At 59.2% G+C, this 22,665-nt stretch carries 17 protein-coding genes and 3 pseudogenes; 8 read left to right on the forward strand and 12 right to left on the reverse strand.

Features of this window, described 5'->3' with window-relative positions; translation table 11 throughout:
• Positions 1-152: 152 nt before the first annotated feature.
• Genes flgH through flgF form a run of 4 tightly spaced genes read right to left on the reverse strand, consistent with a single transcriptional unit; the run spans position 153 to position 3,487 of the window.
• Positions 153-932, reverse strand: coding sequence for a flagellar basal body L-ring protein FlgH (gene flgH / locus HUW10_RS06390; protein ID WP_174502739.1), 780 nt, complete (start codon positions 930-932; stop codon positions 153-155).
• Entirely contained in the window at positions 925-1,923 is a 999-nt protein-coding gene (flgA, locus tag HUW10_RS06395) for a flagellar basal body P-ring formation chaperone FlgA (protein ID WP_174502740.1), read from the reverse strand. Before flgA ends, flgH begins: the two co-directional genes overlap by 8 nt.
• A 10-nt stretch (positions 1,924-1,933) precedes the next feature.
• Entirely contained in the window at positions 1,934-2,716 is a 783-nt protein-coding gene (gene flgG / locus HUW10_RS06400) for a flagellar basal-body rod protein FlgG (RefSeq protein ID WP_174502741.1), read from the reverse strand.
• 27 nt (positions 2,717-2,743) lie between these two features.
• The gene (flgF, locus tag HUW10_RS06405; RefSeq protein ID WP_174502742.1) at positions 2,744-3,487 is read right to left on the reverse strand and encodes a flagellar basal-body rod protein FlgF; all 744 of its coding nucleotides are present in this window, start codon (positions 3,485-3,487) and stop codon (positions 2,744-2,746) included.
• 168 nt (positions 3,488-3,655) lie between these two features.
• On the opposite strand from flgF, the gene HUW10_RS06410 reads away from it, so the two are divergent.
• From HUW10_RS06410 to HUW10_RS06440, 7 genes are all read left to right on the forward strand, one after another.
• Positions 3,656-4,252, forward strand: coding sequence for an ImuA family protein (locus HUW10_RS06410; RefSeq protein WP_236656253.1), 597 nt, complete (start codon positions 3,656-3,658; stop codon positions 4,250-4,252).
• Positions 4,176-5,477, forward strand: coding sequence for a DNA polymerase Y family protein (locus HUW10_RS06415; RefSeq protein WP_174502743.1), 1,302 nt, complete (start codon positions 4,176-4,178; stop codon positions 5,475-5,477). Before HUW10_RS06410 ends, HUW10_RS06415 begins: the two co-directional genes overlap by 77 nt.
• Positions 5,477-8,596 carry an error-prone DNA polymerase gene (locus HUW10_RS06420; protein WP_174502744.1) on the forward strand — a complete coding sequence of 1,040 codons (3,120 nt, stop codon included), beginning with the start codon at positions 5,477-5,479 and terminating at the stop codon, positions 8,594-8,596. The genes HUW10_RS06415 and HUW10_RS06420 overlap by 1 nt, the downstream gene beginning before the upstream one ends.
• 72 nt (positions 8,597-8,668) lie before the next feature.
• Positions 8,669-9,181: a flagellar basal body-associated FliL family protein gene (locus tag HUW10_RS06425; RefSeq protein ID WP_174502745.1), complete on the forward strand. Its 513-nt coding sequence runs from the start codon at positions 8,669-8,671 to the stop codon at positions 9,179-9,181.
• 50 nt (positions 9,182-9,231) lie between these two features.
• Positions 9,232-9,756, forward strand: coding sequence for a hypothetical protein (locus HUW10_RS06430; RefSeq protein ID WP_174502746.1), 525 nt, complete (start codon positions 9,232-9,234; stop codon positions 9,754-9,756).
• A complete protein-coding gene (locus HUW10_RS06435; RefSeq protein WP_174502747.1) occupies positions 9,746-10,471 on the forward strand; it encodes a hypothetical protein in 726 nt (241 codons plus the stop codon). Before HUW10_RS06430 ends, HUW10_RS06435 begins: the two co-directional genes overlap by 11 nt.
• Positions 10,468-12,789, forward strand: coding sequence for a lipopolysaccharide assembly protein LapB (locus HUW10_RS06440; RefSeq protein WP_174502748.1), 2,322 nt, complete (start codon positions 10,468-10,470; stop codon positions 12,787-12,789). The genes HUW10_RS06435 and HUW10_RS06440 overlap by 4 nt, the downstream gene beginning before the upstream one ends.
• A gap of 68 nt (positions 12,790-12,857) precedes the next feature.
• Here the strand turns inward: HUW10_RS06440 and HUW10_RS06445 are convergent, their stop codons facing one another.
• Entirely contained in the window at positions 12,858-13,178 is a 321-nt protein-coding gene (locus tag HUW10_RS06445; RefSeq protein ID WP_174502749.1) for a transposase, read from the reverse strand.
• Positions 13,179-13,223: 45 nt separating this feature from the next.
• Between HUW10_RS06445 and HUW10_RS06450 the strand changes: the two genes are divergently transcribed.
• The gene (locus HUW10_RS06450; protein WP_236656256.1) at positions 13,224-14,411 is read left to right on the forward strand and encodes an IS256 family transposase; all 1,188 of its coding nucleotides are present in this window, start codon (positions 13,224-13,226) and stop codon (positions 14,409-14,411) included.
• Positions 14,412-14,614: 203 nt separating this feature from the next.
• Here the strand turns inward: HUW10_RS06450 and HUW10_RS06455 are convergent.
• From HUW10_RS06455 to HUW10_RS06485, 7 genes and pseudogenes are all read right to left on the reverse strand, one after another.
• Positions 14,615-15,723, reverse strand: a pseudogene (locus HUW10_RS06455) (IS3 family transposase); the annotation flags it as partial.
• A gap of 140 nt (positions 15,724-15,863) precedes the next feature.
• A complete protein-coding gene (gene istB, locus HUW10_RS06460) occupies positions 15,864-16,619 on the reverse strand; it encodes an IS21-like element helper ATPase IstB (protein WP_174502216.1) in 756 nt (251 codons plus the stop codon).
• 11 nt (positions 16,620-16,630) lie between these two features.
• On the reverse strand, positions 16,631-18,172 hold the full coding sequence (gene istA / locus HUW10_RS06465; RefSeq protein WP_174502215.1) for an IS21 family transposase: 1,542 nt from the start codon (positions 18,170-18,172) through the stop codon (positions 16,631-16,633).
• Between the two features lie 337 nt (positions 18,173-18,509).
• Positions 18,510-18,752 (reverse strand): annotated as a pseudogene (locus HUW10_RS06470) (transposase); the annotation flags it as partial.
• Positions 18,753-18,791: 39 nt separating this feature from the next.
• Positions 18,792-20,159: an IS5 family transposase gene (locus tag HUW10_RS06475; protein ID WP_174502750.1), complete on the reverse strand. Its 1,368-nt coding sequence runs from the start codon at positions 20,157-20,159 to the stop codon at positions 18,792-18,794.
• A gap of 199 nt (positions 20,160-20,358) precedes the next feature.
• Positions 20,359-20,466, reverse strand: a pseudogene (locus HUW10_RS18665) (IS5/IS1182 family transposase); the annotation flags it as partial.
• Positions 20,467-20,595: 129 nt separating this feature from the next.
• On the reverse strand, positions 20,596-21,990 hold the full coding sequence (locus tag HUW10_RS06485) for a hypothetical protein (protein ID WP_174502751.1): 1,395 nt from the start codon (positions 21,988-21,990) through the stop codon (positions 20,596-20,598).
• Positions 21,991-22,665 lie beyond the last annotated feature (675 nt).

Genomic DNA, 22,665 nt, shown 5'->3' on the forward strand with positions numbered 1-22,665 from the left:
TTTGGTGCTCTAGCGTATTGATAAACAGAGGATCATGGCATCGGCACGGAACAGCCGAGCAGCCTGACAGGATAACCGGCAGATTCACCGTCAGGAACGCTTGTACTCGGATGGCGTGAGCCAGCCTGCCGGGCGACCCTCGTGCCGCAACGTCAGAACGGCACGATATCGTCGAGAATCTGCTGACCGTAGCGAGGCGATTGCTGCCCGCTCACAATGCCGCGGCCGCCATAGGAAATCCGTGCTTCGGCCAGCTGATTGGACTGAATGGTGTTGCTGCTCGAAATATCCTGCGGCCGGCAAATGCCGGAGACGGTCAGGACTCGCAATTCATGATTAACCCGCATTTCCTGCTTCGCCATCACCACGAAATTTCCATCCGGCAAGACTTGGGTGATCTCTCCCGCGAGGGAGAGCGAAACCGCCTCGTTGCGCTGGATCTGACCGGTGCCGGTCGAATTGCCGGCACCCGACACTGACACCAGGCTGGATGGGCTGACTGCCTTGCCGATCACGCGCGGTATCAGGCTCTCCAGACCGAACAGGTTCGGCACGCCAAGGGATTCCGAGCCGGTGCGACCGAGCGTCGTCTGGTCTTTGACATTGGCATTGTCATTGATGTTGATCAGAATGGTGATGATATCGCCGACCTGTGAAGCCCGCTGATCCTTGAAGAATGCGCGCGCCCCCCGGCGCCAGAGGCTGTTGGGCTCGGTCGGCACCTTTCTGAGCGGCGGCATGGGCATGCTCACGGGGCGCCAGGATGGCTCCTTGGTCGGATTGACGATGGGCGACATCGGCGGCGGCCGACCGACATAGGCAAGGTTGGAAAACGCGCCACATCCCTGCAAGAGCGAGACAACGGCAAAAGCGGAGATCCTCAGCCCACGCCTGCGCTGTTTCGACAGGAACACAAGGAAACGCTCAGCCATTCTGGCCAACCATGCGGCTGTAATACGGCACCGTCCCATTCTGTGGCGTGGGGTGGCTGCCGGGGATGACATGGGCATGATTCTGCCCATCGACCACGGCCTGCACCACCTCGCGCGAACTCGGATTGAGAACCGGGATCACGGCACCTTCAGGGCCAGAGGCCAGTGCCACCCCCTCGGCCGTCACTTCAAGACCGGGTGTCTCCACCGCGAGGCTGACCGTCGCGCCGCGGGTGACCATCATGACCCGTGCCATGGTTTGCCGGCTGAGTGGCGTGCCCGCAGCAAGGCGGCGGCTGATCTGCATGCCAAGCACGTCGGCCGCGCTGGTCAGGATGCCCTGCGGCAACGCTGCCCTGGCGACCCATGCCATCTTGACGTCATTGATGGTGACGACATCGCCGGGTTGCAGGGTGCGGCGAGCGACGATCACCCGCTCGGCAGGTGCCGCGATACCGGTAATATCGAAGCTTTCGGGCTTCATGCCGGTGGCGCTGATCAGGAGGGAGGCGGCAAACTGCCCGTTGACCTGATCATAGCGAACATTGTTGACCACGATGTCCGGCAGCGCGCCGGGTGGAATCATCGGCAGGCGATCCGAGCCCAGCTGAACCACGAAATGGTCGGGTGCGCCTGCGCCGAGCAGGGCGGGCCGCAATACGTGCGTGATCGCCGCCGCCCTGACCGGCACGCCCGGACGCTCGATGACGACGACATTGTCCGACCCGCTGCCTGTCCAGCCGACGCCGTAGGCACGGGCAATGGCCGAGAGCTGCGCTGCGCCAACATTGATCCGCTGCCCCGGCGCAGGCGCCGGCCCCAGGACATCGCCCGCTTTCGGCCCCGCATCGCTGAACAGATCCTGAAGCTGGACCACGGAACGGTTGATCGTGACGATCCCGCGCGGCGCCGGCGCCGCGACCGCGACACCGGCGGCAAGGCCAAGCATGACGGTCAGAACCGCAATCGTGCGTCCGGTCGATCGGGGCATGTCGCAATCCTCAGAGTTGCGTCAGGGTCTGCAGCATCTGGTTGGTGGCGGTGACGACCTGACTGTTCATGTCATAGGCGCGCTGGGCCGTGATGAGATCGGTCACTTCACTGACGACATTGACATTCGAGTTCTCGACAAAGCCCTGCATCACAGTTCCGAAACCGGGGGCGCTGGCCGCGCCGGTCACCGGATTGCCGGAAGCGGCGGTCTGGAGGAAAAGGTTCCCGCCCTGCGCGGCAAGGCCGGCATCGTTCGGGAAGACCGCGAGTTGCAACTGACCGACCGTTTGCGGTGCGGTCTGCCCGGGCAGTGAAACCTGAACCTGGCCGGACGCATTGATCGTGACATTCGTGGCGTTTGTCGGCACCTGAATGCCAGGCTGGACGATATACCCATCCGCAGTCACGATCGTCCCATTCGGCGACAGTCCGAACGTGCCGTCGCGCGTGTAGGCGAGCTGGCCGGACGGCAGGGTCACCTGGAACCATCCGTTGCCCGAAATCGCCATGTCAAGCGTGTTGTTCGTCTGCTGGAGATTGCCCTGCTGATCGATCCGGTAGATCGCAGCGGTCTTCACGCCGAGGCCGATCTGCGTGCCGGACGGAACGATCGTCCCCGCATCCGAACTGTTCGATCCCGCGCGCCGCAGATCCTGGTAGAGCAGATCCTGGAAGGCGACGCGCTGGGCCTTGTAGCCCGTGGTCGTCATGTTCGCGATGTTATTTGAAATGACTTCCACATTAGTCTGCTGGGCCTGCATGCCGGTGGCAGCGATATCGAGTGCGCGCATTCTTGCTTTCCTGTCAGGACAGTGGCGTCAGCTGGTGGTGCCGCCGAGGATCTGGGAGATGGCAGACTGACTGCGGCTCTTCTCGGAGGTCAGGAACTGGGCGAGCATCTCGTAGTTCCGGCTGGCCTGGATCATGTTGGTGATTTCCGTGACCGGCTGGACATTCGATTCCTCTACCGCCCCCTGCACGATCTGCGGGTTGGGTGAGGGAATGGGCGGGGCCGCCGCCTGGAAGAGGTTTGCGCCCTGGGCAGTCAGGGTTTGCGGATTTGCAACCGTCACGACGCCGATCTGCCCGATAATGCCTTGCTGGGTGCTGACCGTCCCATCGGCCGCGATGGTTAGCGCGCCGCTCTGCGGCGGTACCGTGATGGGCTGAGCGTTCGTGCTGAGAAGACTGTAGCCATCGGCATTGGCGATCGTGCCATCCGGCATCAGGTTGAACTGCCCGTCCCGCGTCAGGCGTGGGCCGTTCGGGGTCTGGACGGTGAAATAGCCGCCGGCCGGCAGTGCGAGATCAAGGGGATTGCCGGTGTTGCGGATGGTTCCGGGCTGCGCGTCGCGCCAGGTTCCGTTGGACTGGGTATAGGCCTGGGTGGACCCGCCGGGAGGTGCAGTGACGCCGCGCATGTGATCGAGCCAGGATGTCGATGCGAGATGCAGCGACTGGTAGCCGGGCGTGGATGCGTTGGCGATGTTGTTTGCGATCACGTCGACATCGCGGGATGCCGTCAGCATGCGCGAAAGAATGATCGTGCTGGTATTCTGCATCCTGTCCTGTCACCCTTTTGGGACGTCGCACCGGAACGTGCAGCGGAACAATGGCGGTTAAAGCTTAATGATCGGCTAAGCCGGTGAATAAATTCGCCCCGGCGCCCTCGCGATACCGGGATTGACGCCGCCGCAGAAAAGAACAAAATAAGAACAAAGGATAGGTTCATGACCAGTGCGGCGCTCTTTTCCGGTCTGCAATCCCCGGATATCCGGCCGGGGAGCGTGCATGAAATCGCCGGCGATCAATCCATCGTGAGCTTCGCGGCCCTGCTGCTTGGCCGCACGCGAGGCGCGCCGGTCTGCTGGGTCGGCACCTCGGTCGATCTCTACCCGCCCGGGCTTGCGGGGCTGGCGCTCGATCCTGGCCGGCTCGTGCTGGCCGAGGCAGAGCGGGAGGATGATCGGCTGGCGCTGCTCGAGACCGCCCTGGCCGGTGGCCTGCACGCAGCCGGGCAAGTGGCGCGGGTCTACCGCCTCGCGGTGCGGCGCATCGCGCTCGCGGCACGGCGGGGGCAAGCTCTCGGGCTGGTGCTGAATATGGGAAAGGCGAGTGATTCAAATGCGTTCGCAACGAGATGGCGGATTGGCGCAGAACCTTCGGGGCCAGATGGCACGCGGCGATGGCGGGCCGAGCTGCTGCATGCGCGCGGCACGCCGCCGGGCACCTTCGGCCTAGAGTTGAACCATGACGGGACGACGCATGCTTTCGATCTGGCTGGCGGCGGGAGTGCCCGTCAGCAGCCTCTCAGACGCGCCGGCTAATCTGGCCCTTGAGCGGCTCGCCCTGCGCTGCCAGGGCTTTACGCCGCTGGTGGCCCCGGACCCGCCGGATGGTGTTCTGCTCGATATCACTGGCTGCGCCCATCTGTTTGGCGGCGAGGCCCAGCTATGCGCACGGATTAGCGCCATGCTGCCCGGCGCCCGGATCGCGGTCGGCGCCACCGCGGCGGCGGCGCGGGCGCTGGCGCGGCACGGCATGGCGGCGGGCGGCGGGCTCGATGAGCTGCCGGTGACGGCGCTCGGGCTGGAAGCGACGGTAACGCAGCTTCTGCACCGGCTCGGCATCAGGCGGATCGGCGCGCTGGCGCGCCTCTCGCGCGGCGAGATCCGGGCGGGTTTCGGCGAAGACCTTCTGCTCAGGCTCGACCGACTGCACGGACGGGCGGCCGAGCCGCTGCATTTCCTGCCACCGCCGACCGCATGGCGCGAAGCGGAATCCCATCACGACCCGTTGCTGACGGCAGAACAACTCAGCGCCGCACTCGCACGCCTCGTCATCCGGCTTTGCGACAGGCTGGAGGCGGCGGAATGCGGGCTGACGTCACTGCGTGTCAGGTTCCGGCGGGTCGATGCGCGGGTGATCGAAGAGACGATCGGCTTCGCCGCTCCCGCGCGTGATGCGCCGCATATCTGCCGGCTGCTGGCCGAACTGCTGAACCGGGTCGATCCGGGGTTCGGCGTGGAAGACCTGGAGATCGAGGGGGAGGTGGCGTCGCTGCTGGCCAGCCAGCCGGAGTTGGGCGGCGCTTTGCGGCCGGATCACGCCCGCACCTTCGACCTGATGGCCGGCCGGGCCCGACTGTCGCGGCTGGCACCGGTGGCGAGCCATGTACCGGAACGCGCGATGCGCCGGTTTCCGGTGACGGAACCGCCGCCAGGCTGGCCGCCCGCCTCGCATCCGCGGCCGGTCAGGCTGTTCGTCCGACCCGAGCGGATCGAAGTGATCGCGCCGGTGCCCGACGATCCGCCGCGGCTGATGCGATGGCGCGGAGCGATCCATCGCATCGTCCGCGCCACCGGGCCGGAGCGGATCGCGCGGGAGTGGTGGCGCCACGAGCCGGCCGAAGGCGCCGGTCGCACCGAGGCGGAAATGCTGCGCGACTATTACGCGATCGAGGATGAGGCGGGGTGCCGCTTCTGGGTGTTCCGCACCGGGCTGCATGGCGGAGTGCAACCGCCGCGATGGTTTATCCACGGGGTGTTCTGATGCCCGCCTATGCCGAACTCGCCGCCGCCAGCGCGTTCAGCTTCCTCGAAGGCGCGTCGCACCCGCAGGAGCTGGTCGACCAGGCGCTTTATCTCGGCCATGCGGCGCTTGGCATCGCGGACCGGAACACGGTCGCCGGCGTCGTGCGGGCTCATGTCGCGGCGAAGCAGGGCGGGCTGCGGCTGCTGGCCGGCAGCCGGCTGGGCTTCGAGGATGGCCCGGACGTCATCGCCTATCCGCGCGACCGCGAGGGCTGGGGGCGGCTCTGCCGGCTGCTCAGCATCGGCAAGGGGCGGGCGGCGAAGGGCGGCTGCCGGCTTCGCCTCGATGATCTGGAGGACCATGCGCCCGGGATGGCGCTGATCGTGATGCCACCGCCCTGGCCCGACGAAGCCTTCGCCGCCAGCCTCGACCGCATTGCCGGCTTCTCCGCCCCAATCTGGATCGGGGCGGCGCGCCGCTATGCGCCGGACGACGCCGCACGGCTGGAGGCACTCGCCGCCCTGGCCGGACGGCGGCGGCGGCTGGTGGCGGTGAACGACGTTCTGTATCACGCGCCCTCGCGCCGGCCGTTGCAGGACGTGCTGCGCTGCATCCGCCATGGCTGCACGATCGCCGGAGCCGGCCTGCGCCTCGAGCCGCATGGCGAGCGGCACCTCAAGCCGGCCACCGAGATGGCGCGGCTGTTCCGCGGCCATGAGGCGGCGATCGCGGCACAGGCGGAGATTCTGGATGCGGTCGGCTTCGCGCTCGGCGATATACGCTATGAATACCCCGACGAGCCGGTGCCCCCCGGCAAAACGCCCGATGCGCATCTCGCCGACCTCGCCTGGGCGGGGGCGGCGATCCGCTATCCCGGCGGCGTGCCGGCGGCCATCGCGGCGACGATCCGCCGCGAACTCGAGCTGATCGCGCAGCTCGGTTACGCGCGCTATTTCCTGACGGTGAACGATATCGTCGGTTTTGCCCGGCGGGAGGGAATTCTCTGCCAGGGGCGCGGGTCGGCGGCGAATTCGGCGGTCTGCTACGCGCTCGGCATCACCGCGGTCGATCCCGCCGAGATCGACCTGCTGTTCGAGCGCTTTATCTCGGCCGAGCGGGGCGAGCCGCCGGATATCGACGTCGATTTCGAGCATGAGCGGCGCGAGGAGGTGATTCAGTATATTTATGGCCGCTACGGCCGCGCGCGGGCGGCGATCGCGGCGACGGTGATCCACTACCGGCCGCGCAGCGCGATCCGCGATGTCGGCAAGGCGCTCGGCCTCGAAGCGGCGACGATCGAGACGCTGGCGGCGCAGAGCTGGAATCCGGGCGATGCGCTGTGGTCCGATGCCCGGCTGCGCGAGGCCGGACTCGATCCGGCCGCGCCGGACCTGCGGCGCGCCATCGGCCTCGCGCGCGAGCTGGTCGACCTGCCGCGGCACCTGTCCCAGCATGTCGGCGGATTCGTGCTGACGCGCACCCGGCTCGACGAGATCGTGCCGGTCGGCCCGGCCGCCATGCCGGGGCGCAGCTTCATCGAATGGGACAAGGACGATATCGACGCGCTGGGGTTGATGAAGGTCGACGTGCTGGCGCTGGGCATGCTCACCTGCATCCGCAAATGCTTTGCCCTGCTGGGAATCGCCGATCTGGCGGACGTGCCGCGCGAGGATGCGCGCGTTTACGACATGCTGTGCCGGGGGGATGCGCTCGGCGTGTTCCAGGTGGAAAGCCGGGCGCAGATGAACATGCTGCCGCGGCTGCGGCCGCGCGTCTTCTATGACCTGGTGATCGAGGTCGCGATTGTCCGGCCAGGGCCGATCCAGGGGGATATGGTGCACCCGTATCTGCGACGGCGGAACGGTCTGGAAACGCCGGACATGCCCTCGCCCGCCCTGCGCGCCGTCCTTGGCAAGACACTCGGCGTGCCGCTGTTCCAGGAACAAGCGATGCGGATCGCCATCGAGGCGGCCGGCTTCACGCCCGGCGAGGCCAACGAGTTGCGCCGCGCCATGGCGACCTTCCGCAACGCCGGCACGATCGAGCGGTTCTTCACCCGGCTTGTCGAGGGCATGGTCGCGCGCGGCCATGAGCGCGATTTCGCGGAACGCTGCTTCCGCCAGATCGAGGGCTTCGGCACCTACGGGTTTCCCGAAAGCCATGCCGCGAGCTTCGCCCATCTGGTCTATGTCTCGGCCTGGCTGAAATGCCACCACCCGGCGGAATTCGCCGCCGCCCTGCTGAACTCACAGCCGATGGGGTTCTACCAGCCGGCGCAGATCGTGCGCGATGCGCGCGAGCACGGCATTGCCGTCCGCGCCGCCGATGTGGCGGCGAGTTCGTGGGACTGCACGGTGGAAAACGGGGCGCTGCGGCTCGGCCTGCGGATGATCAGGGGGTTCAGGGCCGATTGGGCAGCGCGGATCGACGCCCTGCGGGCTGGGGGCCGACTCGACCTGCCCAGGCTCGCATCGCTGCCGAAAGCCGCCCTCGAAGCGCTGGCAGAGGCCGGCGCCCTGCGGTCTCTCGGCATGGACCGGCGCACCGCGCTCTGGCAGGCCAGCCTTGTCGATCATGCGCCCCCGTTCCCGATCGGGCCGCTTTCTTCCCCTGCCGCTACCCCCGACCTGCCCCGGATGCAGCCTGGCGAGCACGTGGCCGCCGACTATCGCGCCACCGGCCTGTCGCTGCGCGCGCATCCGCTGGCCTTGCTGCGAAGCCATCCCCGGCTGCGCGGCACCATCACCTGCAAGGCGATGGACGACAACATTCCGGACGGTGGCCAAGTCCGCCTTGCCGGCCTGGTCACGGTGCGCCAGCGCCCCGGCAGCGCCAAGGGGACGGTCTTCATCACCATCGAGGATGAAACCGGCATCGCCAACCTGATCGTCTGGCCCGCCCGTGTCGAGGCGCTGCGACAGGAGATCGTCGGCGCCCGGCTGCTCGGCGTGCAGGGCCAGGTGCAGCGCGGCGTCGAGCGAGATATCACGATGGTGCATGTCCTGGTCGATACACTTGCCGATTTGTCAACACTGCTGGACCGGCTCGACTCGCCGGATATGGCAGGCAAGGCGGGCGCACGAGGAAAATCGAGGCAGCAACGACGGACAGCACCACAAAGCCGTGATTTTCACTGATGCCCAAACGGAACATAACCATCCATTAATATTCATCCAAGATAATCTCCTCTGAGGATCAGAGGACAATCTATGGCCAAGCCACCGACAGCCGCAAAAAATGCAGCCGACGAAACCTTGCCCGAAACCGAGGGCGAGGCGGCGCCGGCAAAGCCGTCACGGCGCAAGCTGATCTTCATCGGCGGTGCGGTTGCCGCGCTTCTGCTCCTGGTCGGCGGCCTGTGGATCACCGGCATCCTGCCGCGCATGCTCGGGGAGAAACCACCGCAGAAAGTGACTGGGCCGGTCTATGTCAAAATCCCGGAAATCGTAGCGAATCTCGACGTCCCCGGTGGCCAGGATTCATACGTCAAACTTGAGGCCACCATCGAACTCGCGGATGCAAAATCGGCAAAAATCGCGACGGCAGACATGCCCCGCATCGTCGATGTGTTCCAGACCTATCTTCGTGCCATGCGTCCCGGCGAGCTTCGTGGCGCATCTGGCACCTACCGCCTGCGAGAAGCTCTGATCGATCGCATCGAGGTCGCGACCGCGCCGGCCGTGGTGAAGGATATCCTGTTCCAGGAACTGATCGTTCAATAATACCGATCTCTGCCCAGTGTCGAAGCAAAAATTGTTGAAATGGTGAAAAAATGCTAACCTATATCCTGACTTACGGCGCGTGGGGATTTCAGAGCGTATTATTTGGGGTTCTGGTTTTCACACTGGTCTACGCCCGCCGTCTGGATAAATCCATTCTCCAGATGCGCGCCGATCGCCATGCGTTGCAGGAGTTGGTCGACCAGATCGGCACATCGGTGAGTTCAGCCATTTCCGCCACGGAACGCCTGAAGGAGCAGGCCAGCCAGAGTTTCACCGCACTGGAGGAAGCATGCCAGGCCGCCGCTGCCTCCACCACTCGCCTCGACGAACTGATCAGCCAGGCCAACATCGCCGCGGACACCCAGAAACGCGCCGAAAGCAAGGAGGGCTTCGATATGGCTGATGCGACTTCCGCCGTGATCGACCTGAAACCTCAAGACGCAGTCGCGTCTCCGCGCGGGGTGCTGATGGCGAAGCCAAACCCCCTGCACCGTTCGCCCCAACCCCGGCGCCCCGCTAAGCTGCAAAGCAGAGCCGAGCGCGACCTTGCCCGGATGCTGCTTGATGCCACCTGACGAGTTCCAATCCCGCGGACTGCCTCGGCTTCTGCCGATCGTGACGTTCTGTCTGTGTGGAACCATTCTCTTTAAATCGGCAGGGCTTGTCGATGCGGCTTTCGCAGGCACCTCCACGTCCGGAAAGGCGTCAGCAGGCCTTCAGCATGCCCAGGCCAAGCCATCAGGAACAACGAGCGCGAGCTCTGCCCCATCGGCATACGAGCCTGTGGCCAACTGGAAGGACAAGCCGCCGCCGCCGCCTCTCTGCAAGCCAGACCCTCTCGACCAAACCGGCGAGCGGAAGGTTTTGCTTCAACTCAAACAGCGGGCCGAGCAGCTTGATGAACGCGCCGCGGCACTGAATCGCCAGAAATCTGAGCTGGCCGTCGAAAAGGAAGCGATCGCCAAGCAAATCGCGGCTATCAAACCGCTGGCCCAGAAGCTTGAGCAGATCAGTACCGCGCAAAAGGCCGCGGATGAGAAAAAGTGGGCGGCTCTGGTTTCCACCTATGAAACGATGGATCCACGGAGCGCTGCGCGGATTTTCGATGGGCTCGATCCCAAAATCGTCCTGAATGTCATCCAGCGCATGAGCAGCCGAAAATCAGCCCCCATTCTGGCCGCCATGAGTCCGCAAAAGGCGCAGATTGTGACCGAGAAGCTCGCCGGGATGTCGGCCATGACGCCCAAGCCTCAGCCCGTCGCTTCCCTCCTTCCCGATGGCGCACCATGACTCGCGCCCGCCTGCGTCGCACAAAAAAAAGAAAGCTCGGTTATTTCGCCTGCATATCTCTCGCGCTCTGCGGAAGCATGCCGCACGCAAAGGGAAGTGATTCGTCATCATATTGGTTTCGTATCCTGGTACCGGATAACCTGGTCCCATCAAATATTGGTCAGTCGATTTTCAAGGAAGGCGACGATACATACCTGATACTTTCTGATAATTTTCCGATAAAAGCCTACGCGCTAAGAAAAATAACCGGAAACCAAAAAGCATCGGTCATTCATCTTCAAAATTCCACGGTTCTCAAGATACCCACGCCTCCGGGGCAATCGTTGTCGACGCAGCCAGGCACCAGCTCGATTCACGTAAATCTGACACCGTTGGTACCGCAGAAAAACGTCAAGGTTTCTTTCGATAAAGGCTTTATAAATCTCTACTGTAGCGATGCCGGCCCTATCGTCACCATGGCTGATCCACAAACAGGAAGGCCGTTACTCGTCGGTACTGTGACTGGTTCAACCGCGCTGAGTGACGCGCCCAGCGGGCCGGGGTACAGTTTTTTGCCGACATCGCGCGGTATTGCCGTTATTGCAACATCGGATGAAGTTGCCATGTCCCGTCAGCCTGACGGGTTTAGCCTCGGTGCGCTGAAAGCCGGTGTTGGACTCCCGATCGGCAGCCCCCTTCTAGTCCCTCCCCTTACTGCGGCTGCAAGAACGCCCGACGGTCTCGACCTTCCACGTTACAATCTGATAGGTCTCCGCCAAAGACTCGGCTTGCAACGCATCGCTGTGACCCGGGCCCCTGCACTCGATAAACAGGAGCCGACATTCAAGCTGGTACGGGTCATGCTTGCACTCAATATGGGCCCCGAAGCCGCCGGCGCGCTTGACCGGCTTGCACAAACCCAACCCCTGGTCACGAAGGACCCTCAGTGGAGTCTTCTCCACGCCGTTGCAGACATCATCTCCAACAAGCCAGATAGTGCTCTGAATTATCTTGGAAATATAAAAAATAATACGAACATAACAAAAATACTGAGCGCAATTTCTCTTGCCCAAAAAGGAAAATATACCGAATCGATAAACGGAATTAAATCCGGTATAAATTATATATTATCACTACCGACACCAATACGAAATCATATTCTCCCAATCGTTGCGAAATCTCTGATCAAGACAAATAATTTTGATACATTTAAGCAATATATGAAATTTTTTCCGAATAATTCTATACTTAATTTTTATAAAGGTGAATATTATGAAAAAAGTGGAAACTTGAACAAAGCACTTTCCGTTTACAATAATCTACTTCATTCAAGAAATAATATGGCGTTTGGCCTTGCGAATTCACGCAAAATATATCTGGAATATAAGACACATAAATTGAGTGCACATTCTGCAGCTAGCCAGCTATTACGCCATGTTTATGATTGGAGAGCACCAAAGCACGAATTAAACCTGCGCATGAAGATCTCAAAATTATATACGAAAGCTCATGACTGGCCTTCCGCCATGTCAGAGCTTAAGCGTGATTTAGAATTATTCCCGGCAGACGCAGCGACGATCAATTATCTTCGTGAAACATTATTTTCAAAATTGCTTGAATCTGGACAGCTTTCAAAACTTGCCCCCCTAGGGGCAGTATCAATTCTTCAAAATAATATCGACCTCCTTCCCGACAGCAAAAATGAAATGAAGGCTGTTTCAGAATTAAATTCGGATCTGAAACAGCTTGGACTTTCAGACAATTTGTCCACACCGCTTCAATATCTGATTAATAAAAACAAAAATCCAAAAAATATATCAAAACTTGGTCTTATATTGGCGAATCAACAATATTATGATAATAATTTCACTTTAGCCAAGCAAACTATTGATCGTACGAAAAGTTCATTTGCCGATGATGATGTCACTCGGAAAAGACAAGCCTTGTCTCAACTTATTGCGGACAAGCTTGATCCGAGTACGACGAATCATCCCTCTACCAGCAAGAATAACCTGATTACCGTAGCACGGCACTCCCATGAGCAAAAAAATTGGGGACAGGAAGAAGATTCATTATCAAGATACGCTTCCAAATTTTTAAGAGGAAAATCTAAACTAAACAAAAAACAAGCAGAAATCATAAATCAGCTTGCGACAGCTGCATATAAAAATAATGACCAGAAAAAAATTGACAATCTACGACAACTCTATCTCGAAAAAATGCCACCAGGTCCAGAAGCGGCACTATTCCAGATCATAACTAGCCAGCCCCTATCCAATCATTCAGACTTACAAGATGCAATCAACAAAATAAGGGCCCTTGAAAATATATCAAAATAGATATATTTCAATCAAAATACTCATGCCCACTACTGCATTGGCCACAACTCACCACTAAGCCTAGGTTGTCACCTGTGAAAACCTGCGAGTAAATTTCGTGCGGTTTTGTCATATCGTGTGGCGATGGCGCGCCAGTCCTTGAGCCTGCAGAAGGCGCGTTCGATGAGATTGCGCTTTCTGTAGGCGACGGGGTCGAAGGGCGGAATGGCGCGGCGGTTGGGCATGGGCGAGATCACCGGCCTGGTGCCTTGGCGGGTGAGGAAGGTGCTAAGATCATCAGCGCCGTAGGCCTTGTCGGCGATCAGCTCTTCTGGTGGCGGTATTGTGGGCAGAAGCGCCCTCGCGCCGCTGATGTCGGAGGCCTGTCCCGGCGTCAGGAGGAGTGTCAAGAATCGCGTGTGTGAGTGGCGTAGTGGGTAGAAAGGAAGACCCACATGGCACGACGGAAAGCACCGGCGATCCCGGACGATTTTCTGGACCAGCTGCTGGCTGGGGATGACGCGGCGGCAGGGCTTAATTCCGGGGATCTGGTGAACGCGCTGAAGAAGGCTCTGGCGGAGCGGGCCCTGAGCGCAGAGATGGATTACCATCTGAGTGACGAAGCGGAGGGGGAGAACAGCCACAACGGCTATGGCCGCAAGTCGGCGTCGACCGGCACGGGGAAGATCGAGATTGCGATCCCCCGAGACCGTGCGGGTAGCTTTGATCCGCAGTTGATCGCCAAATACCAGCGCCGGTTTCCAGGCTTCGATGACAAGATCACCTCGATGTATGCGCGGGGGATGAGCACCCGGGAGATCGCGGAACATCTGCGCGAGATCTACGGCATGGATGCCGCGGCGGAGTTGATCAGCACGATCACCGATGCGGTGCTGGACGAGGTGACATCCTGGCCGCAGCGTCCGCTGGACCCGGTCTATCCGCTGGTATTCTTCGATGCCATCCGGATGAAGATCCGCGACGAGGGCGTGATCCGCAACAAGGCGATCCATATCGCGCTGGGGATTATGGCCGACGGGACGAAGGTCGTACTCGGCATCTGGATCGAGCAGAACGAAGGCGCCAAATTCTGGCTGCGCGTGATGAACGAGCTGAAGAACCGTGGCGTCGAGGACATCCTGCTGGCCGTGGTCGATGGCCTCAAGGGGTTCCCGGAGGCGATCACGGCTGTCTTTCCCGAGACGATCGTGCAGACCTGCATCGTCCACCTGCTCCGGAATTCGATGGATTTCGTGTCCTACAAGGACCGCAAGGTGGTCGCCACCGCCCTCAAGGACATCTACCGGGCCGTTGATGCCAGGCCCGCCGAGGCCACTGCCAGGCTGCTCTATCTGATCCTCAACCGATCCAAAAAAGAGTGGGTGATGCCACCTCGAGAATGGGCTATGGCAAAGGCTCAGTTCGCCGTCATCTTCGGCGACCACTTCGTAAGGGCCCCTGGCGGCCTGATGTTCCACCGCCAACCATACACGGAATTCCTGATACCGCCGCGCCCTGGCGCCGCTGATGTCACGCGCTGTCTTGCCGGCCTTGATCGCTTCCTTCTCCGCGTCCGTGTTCCGCTGCTTCGGCGCCGGCACCAGCGACGCATCGACGATCTGGCCCGACATCGGGATGTATGAAGTGGACCCTTTGGTGTGGACCACTTGGGGCGGGATTTAAGATGGAAGCTGATCCGTTCTGATCTCCCAAAGGGCTATCAAGCTACCTGCTGTTGTTGCGGCTGTGGAGATGTGGGCAACGTGGTAGCGTTGTCCAAGCTTCTCCGCAGGATAAGCGTCATATCCACGGCCGCCGGCGGCAGAATGCCGACCATTGCTTCGCGCCACACCGCCATCGGCGCGCGGTTGTCCAACGCCATGTGAGGGCGTTGGTGGTTGTAGAAGTCAAACCATTGGCCCAGGCCGGCGCGCAGTTCCGTGCCGTCAGCGTAGCCCTTGATATACAGGTCTTCGTATTTCAGCGATCGCCAGAGCCGCTCGATGAACACGTTGTCCATCCAGCGCCCCTTGCCGTCCATCGAGATCCGGATCTCCGCCGCGGTCAGGACGTCGGTGAACGCCATCGAGGTGAATTGCGAACCCTGGTCGGTGTTGAAGATTTCCGGCTTGCCGAACCGGGACAGGGCCTCTTCGAGCGCCGAGATGCAAAAGCCGGTGTCCATCGTGTTCGAGACCCGCCAGGCCAGCACCGCTCGGCTATGCCAGTCCATGATCGCCACCAGGTAGAGAAAGCCGCGGCCCATCGGCAGGTAGGTGATATCGGCGCACCAGACCCGGTTCGGCCGGTCGATCACCAGGTCCCGTAACAGATACGGGTAGATCCGGTGCCCCGCCGACGGCTTGCTGGTCCGCGGCTTCGGCCCGAGCGCCGCAATCCCCATCAGCCGCATCAGCCGTTGCACTCGCTTGCGGTTGACCCGCAGCCCCTCGGCCGCGAGCACCGCCATCAGCCGGCGCGAGCCCAGAAACGGCCAGCGCAAAAACAGCTCGTCGATCCGCCGCATCACGTCCAGATCATTGTCGTTCGCCGCACGACGCCGTCGGTACACCCCGGATCGCGCCAGCCCTAGCAGCGCGCACTGCCGGCGGATCGACAGCACAGCATGATCGCGATCGAGCTTCGCTCGCCGGTCCGGCACGCTCATCTTCCGGACCTCTTTGCTAAAAAATCGTTCTCGATCGTCAGTTGGCCGATTTTCGCATGCAGCTTCTCGATCTCCCGCTGCCCGGCGGCCTCCGCATCCTGCCCGATCTTCGGATCAAACGCCCGCGCCGCCTGCTCCTGCAGTTGCTTCTTCCAAGCGTAAATCTGGTTCGGATGAACCTGATACCGCGCCGCCAAGTCAGCAACCGTTGCCTGCTCGCGCAGCGCCTCCAAGGCAATCTTCGCCTTCAGCCCCGCCTGCGCATTCCGGTGATGATGAACGGTCAATCCGTTCGATCGTGAACACCGATTCCGGCGATCATGAACACCTGCTCGCTCTGGCCTGAACGGGGCCTGACGGGCGGCCGGCGGTCATGGTGGATCGCTGCCACTGACGGTTGCGCCGTCTCATTTTTCCGTGGGGTTCGTCAAGCGCCCTGATCGGATTGTGTGGTGACGGCGTGACGCTTGCGCAGGCTCGGTCCCTTCAGTTCGATGCGATGGGCGCGGTGCACGACGCGGTCCAGGATCGCATCTCCCAGGGTGGGATCCCCCACCAGGTCATGCCAGCGATTCACGGGCACCTGGCTGGTCACCAGCAGGGAGCCCTTTTCATAACGATCATCAACGATTTCCAGTAGGTCGCGGCGCTGCTCGGCGGTCAGGGGCTCGGGTCCCCAATCATCGATGATGAGCAGGCGGGTGCGTTCAAGGGCCGCCAACATCCGGGGCAATCTTCCTTCGCCGCGCGCCGTCGCGAGTTCGGCAAACAGGCGTGGCGCCCGCCGATAGAGGACCGAGAAGCCCTCCCGGCACGCCTTGTGGCCGAGCGCGCAGGCGAGCCATGATTTGCCCACGCCGGTCGGGCCGCTGATGACCAGATGCTGGCTGTGCGAGATCCATTCGCAACCGGCAAGTTTGTGGAACAGGGCTCGGTCCAGACCGCGCGGTGTCCGGAAGTCAGTATCCTCGACAACCGCATTCTGGCGCAGCCGCGCCTGGCTCAGCCTGCGGGCGAGGCGCTTGTTGTCCCGGCTGGTTGCCTCACGGTCGACCAGCAACCCGAGCCAATCCTCGCGGGTCAGATCGTCAGCCGCCGATTGGTTCTGCATCTCGATGAACGCGTCGGCCATTGCCGTCAGGCCGAGGCCGCGCAGGCGCTCCACCATGGGATGGATCAGCATCTTGTTTCCTTTCAGTGATAGTAGCCGGGGCCACGGATGTTCTCGTGGAACAGGCTGGGTTGTTCGGTCTTGTCCGTGGTCTTCCTCTCCTGAGCATTCTTCAGGATCGCAGCGACCGAGCCGTAGGAGCGGGTTCCGAGTGCCAAGGCACGGGCGCAGGCGGCATCCAGCCGCTCGGGGTCGTAGCGCTTTGCCAATCCGAGGATGCCAATGCAGGAGCGGAACCCCTGTTCGGGATGCGGGCGCGAGCGCAGGATGATTTCGACCAGGGCGGCGGTGTCGTCACCGACCGCAGTGGCTTCGCGCAATATCCGTTCGTGGGTCCAATCGCGATAGCGCCGATGCGAACTCGGCATGTGATCCGCGATTGTGGTCGGCCGGTGCTGGCGGAAGCTGCGCTGGTGCGTGGCCACCAGCTTGCCCCGGTGGAAGATTTCCACCGTCTTCGCCGTGATCCGTGCCTCTACTGTTTCGCGGATCAACCGGAACGGCACCGAGTAAAAGTGCTTGTCGATCTCGACATGGTAATCGAGGTTCACGCGGCAGCGCTTCCAGTCCGCGTATTCGTAAGGCGTGGGCGGCAGTGGTTGCAGGGCCGGGCGGTCGAGCTGCTCATAGAGCGCCCGCCGGTTGGTGCCCCAGCCGCGCATCGGTCGATCGTTCACCTGATCGACCAATTCGCGAATCGCCTGGTTCAATTCAGCCAGCGAGAAGAAGCGGCGGTTGCGCAGCCGTGCCAGGATCCAGCGCTGGACCACCTGCACGCCGACCTCGGCCTTCGCCTTGTCCCGCGGCTTGTAAGGCCGCGCCGGAATGATCGCGGTGCCGTAATGCGCCGCCATGTCGGCGTAGGTGCGGTTCACCGTCGGCTCATAAAAGCACGCGCGCGTGATCCCCGCGCGCAGATTGTCGCTGACGATCTGCCGCGGCGTGCCGCCAATCGCGGTCAACGCGTTAACGTGCGCGCCGATCCAGTCCGCCAGCCCCTGGCTCCAGGTCGCTTCGGCGTAGATGAAGCTCGAGGCACCGAGTACGGCAACAAAGATTTCGGCCCGCCGGATCTCCCCGCTCGCCCCATCGATCACTTCCATGGCGTGGCCAGCGAAGTCGACGAACAGCCGCTCTCCCGCCATATGCACCTGGCGCAGCGTCGGCTTCAGACGACCCACCCATTCCCGGTAGAGATCGCAAAACCAGGAGTAGCTGAACCCGTCCTGGCCGCCGGTGCCGGCCCGGTATTCTTCCCACAGCAGCGACAGCGTCACATTCGGCCGGCGCAATTCACGATGCACCGCCGCCCAATCCGGCACCGGCCGGCGGTCCGGCGCAACATCCGGCAGCGGCGGATATAGCAGCGTCTCAAGCTGCGCGTCGCCAAGGTCTTCAGGCAGAGGCCAATTCAATCCCGCCAGCCGCGCCCGGCTCAGGTAACTGTTCACAGCTCCTACGCTCAGACCCGTACTACCCGCAATCGCTCGCTGGCTCAGTCCCTGCGCAAATCGCAGCCGCAAAACATCACGTATCTTCCGCATCGACAATCTCTCTCCCGGCATTCCCATCCCTCGCTGCTCAGCAAAGGATCGGGATTACCCCTGGTTGAAGACTGTCAGCAGCGGCGCCCCACCATCGCACTCCAGGACACGTTCATGAGCACCCGAACCGGTGTTCACGATCCGCCGGAATCCGCGTTCATGATCAACCGGATTAGGCGTTCACAATCAAACGGAATCGATGTTCACAATCAACCGGAACGCGCAGCCCCGCCTCAATCTTCCGTCTCGTCTTGCTCATGTTCCGCTCCGTCTATCATGACAAAACGGCCAATTTCCAACTTAGCCCCTGGTCCCATTTCTAGGATCCACTTCAGGAGCCCTTCTTCTGCAATTGCTAGTCGAACGCCTTCATCACCTGCTTCAGCGTGCCGGTCTCGGTCAATTTGTTACGGAACAGCCGGATCGTGTTCTCATCCGGCGTCGGCCCGCCAAGATCAAAGCGCAGGAAGCGCATCCAGGACAGGCGGTCCCGGATCATGAACTCCATCCTGGCATCGCTCAGATTGTGCTGGGTCTGAAGGATCAGCGTCTTGAACATCGAAACAGGGTCGAAGGGCGGGCGGCCACCCCTGGCTCCGTCGCAATAGCCCAGCCCTTCAACCAGCTAGTCGTCTGTGAACTATGTGATTTGGCGGTGGGCGAAGCCGAGGCTTGGTGAGCGGTTTGGGGCATAGAGCCATGCGACGAGGGCACAAAGAAGCCTGATCAGCCATCTGCGGAGGAGGCGGAGGTTGTGGCCGGCGCCGGCGAGGACGGCGTTGATGGCATCACCGTCGACGCCGAGCAGGAAGTTTCGCCCCAGATGGCCATCGGTCTTCATGTGGCCGATGACGGGTTCGATGGCTGTGCGTCGGCGCAACTCGCGGCGGATGGTGGGGGTGATGCCGCGTTTCTGGCGGGAGATGAAGATCTTTCTGCCCTCGGCTTCGACGCCGTGGCCGCGATAGCCGCGGTCGACATAGGCGCGGGCGACGGCAACCCCGGTGATCCGCTCGACCTGCTCGATCTGGCCGGCCAGAGTGTGGCCGTCATAGGGATTTCCCGGCTGGCTCTGCATGCCGAGAACGAACTGACCGCCGGGTGCAGCGGCGTTGGTGGTGGCGATGGAGACCTTCACGCCGAATTCGAAGCGCGTCCTGGCCTTGCCCTTGCCGATGCACTCCACCTCAGGCGCGTGCAGGGAATAGAGCTTGTCGGCACCGCGGTCGGAGCGCTTCTGGCGAAGCAGGCGATTGATCAGGCCCAGCGTTTCGGCGAACGTGGCCTTCGCTTCAGCGTTGCCTGCGATCTTGCGGGTGATGTCACGAGCCAGCCGGCCCAGCCAGGTTCGCAGCTTGCGCACGCGAGCCGCGGCCTCGCGGCGTTTGCCACCATGGTGCAGGCGCGCCGCCTCCTGCCTGGCGTAGCGCGCGACCCGGCGATACGACTGGCGCAGCGTGATACCGTGCTTGCGCGCCATGCGGGCGAGTGTCTCGATGCCGCTGTGCAGCAGCTTGCTGTCGGTCGGATGCGTCACGGCCTTTGGCTGGACCGTGGTATCGATGGTGACCCGCTCGTAGTGCTTCTCCGCCACGGCCCCACCCCGCTCGGCCGCCGCCAGCGTCTCGGCGAGCAGGGCCTCCATCCGCTCCGCCCCGATCCGCTTGCGCCAGCGCGTCATCGAGGATCGGTCAAGGGGCAGCGTGTGCTGGAAATGCGTCTCGCCGCAGAATGCCTGGACATACGGACTGTCGAGATAGCGCGCGCAAATCGCTTCGTCGGACAGCCTATCCATGTCCTTGAGAAGATGCAGCGCCACCATCAGGCGGGTCGGCAGCGCCGGACGTCCCGCCGCCTCGGCGTAGAGTGCGCCAAAGCGTTCCTCGAAGACCCGCCAGTCGATCAGCCGGGCCAGCCGCGTCAGGGGATGCCGCTGGTCGATGATGTTCTCCAGCCGCGAGCGGAACAGTTCGAGATCATCCTGCGGTGCATTCAGCTTCGGCGGCATTCTTTCCTCCACGCCAAACACATGATGTTCGGCATCAAAGGGAGAGAATCACGATCGCGACCACCGCGCAACGCTCCAACGGTTTTGCAAGGTTTTTCCACTCAGGTCTCCCACACCTTGCAAATCCCAATATTGCCCGCCGCTAAAAAGTCATGACTAGATCAGCAAAGTTCGATTTTTCACAGGTGACCAGCTAGCCACGGAAATGCTCGAAATCGACCGTCGCTTCCAGAACCTCCAGCGGATCCCCGGTCTTGCTCAGACGCTCAAGATGCTCCGAGAGTCCGAATAGCGACCACGCCTCCATCCACCCGCCTCCAATTCACGACCCGCTCAGTGAATCACGAATTCAACAACCTTCACAGAGTTATTGCGGGCGTCCAGCTCAAAAATTCATATTTGATTTTACAGAAATCTATTTTTATTAAAAAAATATCTAAAAATTTTTTTTATATAAGTAAGACCCCTCAACGACATCTGAATACATCAATCGATATCCATAATTATACATGTAATCATCGATAGATACACCATAATTTTTTTCAATTAAAATTGATTTGCTATTAAATATAAAATTTCCAATAATATCAATTTTTTGATCAAAATTTAATATATTTATTATTGTCAAATCAAAATACTCAATTTCTTTTATATATTCATTTAATTTTTCATTATTGAAGTTCATAAAATATTCAATATCTATTTCAATAGATTTGAAATTTATATTATTTGCAATTAAATTATTTTGAAATTTTAAAAAATTTTTATTTTTAAAATCTACCGTCCATACTTTGTAATCTTCAATACCACAAAGACCGACTGAAAAATATCCAATATCTCCAGATAAATCTAAGATTTTTTTAGGAGTAAGATTTCTTTTTATAAAACTAATTATTTTTTCATTGTGAAATATTCTATTGTTTTTTACAAACAAACCGATATCATCATCTTGAAGTATAATCGCTCGGCCAGATTTTAATTGTGTAAAAGACTCATTTTCTCTAATAGTTTTACAAAAATTATTTATAAAAAACTCAACAGTTTCTGGAATACCAAATTTATTCACCATATTTCTAATTTGATCATCATTTTTTCCTCTTACATTTATGTTAAAAAGACTTTTACTTTGGTCCGGATTTATATCTATAAAATATCTATCTCCAATAGAAGAAGCGCAATTCCCCTTTAGTGTATGCATAAACCAAAACCAAATATCATCTGCTGTAGGGCACAGTTCCATTGCTAAATAAATATCTAAGATGCGATCATCAAAAGAATCAGGCGGGTATAGTACACCTCCTACACCTGTTGGAAAAACTAATGGCGATTTTATTTGGCAAAAATTCTCTTCTGGTGTATCTACAATCCATTTATTGTATTCTTCTATTTTTTCATTAAAATCATATTGAATTATATGCGCCCTATGGGCAACAATGCCATTAATATTTTTAAAAGATAAAATTAGTTCTTCAATCCAAGTGGGTTTATATAATACATCATCATCTGCCGTTACTAAGTATTCGTTTGGAAACTCAATTAATGATGGTATAAGTTTATTATATGACTTCCAATCTTCATTCAATTTTTTTACTTCGAAATTACTATTTATTAATTCAATAATTTTTCTCGGCAATAAATTATATTCATTTTTAAATACCCATAGAATAATTTTATCTGGCTTAATGCTCTGATTCAAGAGAGAAATAATAGTAAAATAAACAGTTTGAAATCTGCTTGGATAAGATGTAAGACTAATGATTACTTTGTTTTTCAAATCATGATTTTTAATTATATTTGGCTTAATTGCTTTGAGTAAGTTTTCAATATTCATTTTGTGGCCTCACTCTCATAATTTACCTTTATTACTTGATTTAAGCGGCGTGAACAAACCGCATAGAACGTAACCTCAACAGGGTGCAATTTGATTTGACACTGAATTCTGGAATAGAGATCGGAGCTATTTCCTAGATGGATGAGGGGTAAGAAATTGATTTTTTTCAAGTTGTTTCTTGCTAAGCCTTGAGCGGGAAAGCAGAGAGCTGAATACTGGAAAATTTTTGCAGTGTGCCTCCGAATTAAAAGGATGAGCAAAGCAAAACTTTTGGCTGTTCTCGAGAAAGTTCCATAACCTAGACACATCTTCGCACCCCCATCGAAATGCTAACCACAGATATTATGTATAACCCCGGCGCGGCTTGTGACAGCGCCGACTACACGGACCTGACGGAAGAGCGCGATGGGGATTCTTGCATCCCGATGGTCGACCGGGGATCCGATAGCAACTCCGTAGGGTTGGACGCACGGAATATCGGGACGATCTTCGAAAGACCGAAAAGAGCCGCTGCGTCCAGCATTTTGTTGACCGGCCTTTTCTACGCACTCCGCAATTGTATCGAGCGTTACTCCAAGAAACTCAATGATAGGCGCTGGATCGCTACCAGATACAAACAAATGGCAGCAAATTCCTCGGTTTCACCATCCTAGCCTCGATCCTCCTCTAGACCAT

Origin of the sequence: Acidiphilium sp. C61, assembly GCF_905116885.1 — a bacterium.
Classification (GTDB): Bacteria; Pseudomonadota; Alphaproteobacteria; order Acetobacterales; family Acetobacteraceae; genus Acidiphilium.

What these genes read in the sequence shown, in the direction of transcription:
- flgH (WP_174502739.1), bottom strand. Translation starts at nt 932, where the DNA reads ATGGCTGAGCGTTTCCTTGTGTTCCTGTCGAAACAGCGCAGGCGTGGG.
- flgA (WP_174502740.1), bottom strand. Translation starts at nt 1,923, where the DNA reads ATGCCCCGATCGACCGGACGCACGATTGCGGTTCTGACCGTCATGCTT.
- flgG (WP_174502741.1), bottom strand. Translation starts at nt 2,716, where the DNA reads ATGCGCGCACTCGATATCGCTGCCACCGGCATGCAGGCCCAGCAGACT.
- flgF (WP_174502742.1), bottom strand. Translation starts at nt 3,487, where the DNA reads ATGCAGAATACCAGCACGATCATTCTTTCGCGCATGCTGACGGCATCC.
- HUW10_RS06410 (WP_236656253.1), top strand. Translation starts at nt 3,656, where the DNA reads ATGACCAGTGCGGCGCTCTTTTCCGGTCTGCAATCCCCGGATATCCGG.
- HUW10_RS06415 (WP_174502743.1), top strand. Translation starts at nt 4,176, where the DNA reads ATGACGGGACGACGCATGCTTTCGATCTGGCTGGCGGCGGGAGTGCCC.
- HUW10_RS06420 (WP_174502744.1), top strand. Translation starts at nt 5,477, where the DNA reads ATGCCCGCCTATGCCGAACTCGCCGCCGCCAGCGCGTTCAGCTTCCTC.
- HUW10_RS06425 (WP_174502745.1), top strand. Translation starts at nt 8,669, where the DNA reads ATGGCCAAGCCACCGACAGCCGCAAAAAATGCAGCCGACGAAACCTTG.
- HUW10_RS06430 (WP_174502746.1), top strand. Translation starts at nt 9,232, where the DNA reads ATGCTAACCTATATCCTGACTTACGGCGCGTGGGGATTTCAGAGCGTA.
- HUW10_RS06435 (WP_174502747.1), top strand. Translation starts at nt 9,746, where the DNA reads ATGCCACCTGACGAGTTCCAATCCCGCGGACTGCCTCGGCTTCTGCCG.
- HUW10_RS06440 (WP_174502748.1), top strand. Translation starts at nt 10,468, where the DNA reads ATGACTCGCGCCCGCCTGCGTCGCACAAAAAAAAGAAAGCTCGGTTAT.
- HUW10_RS06450 (WP_236656256.1), top strand. Translation starts at nt 13,224, where the DNA reads ATGGCACGACGGAAAGCACCGGCGATCCCGGACGATTTTCTGGACCAG.
- istB (WP_174502216.1), bottom strand. Translation starts at nt 16,619, where the DNA reads ATGCTGATCCATCCCATGGTGGAGCGCCTGCGCGGCCTCGGCCTGACG.
- istA (WP_174502215.1), bottom strand. Translation starts at nt 18,172, where the DNA reads ATGCCGGGAGAGAGATTGTCGATGCGGAAGATACGTGATGTTTTGCGG.
- HUW10_RS06475 (WP_174502750.1), bottom strand. Translation starts at nt 20,159, where the DNA reads ATGCCGCCGAAGCTGAATGCACCGCAGGATGATCTCGAACTGTTCCGC.
- HUW10_RS06485 (WP_174502751.1), bottom strand. Translation starts at nt 21,990, where the DNA reads ATGAATATTGAAAACTTACTCAAAGCAATTAAGCCAAATATAATTAAA.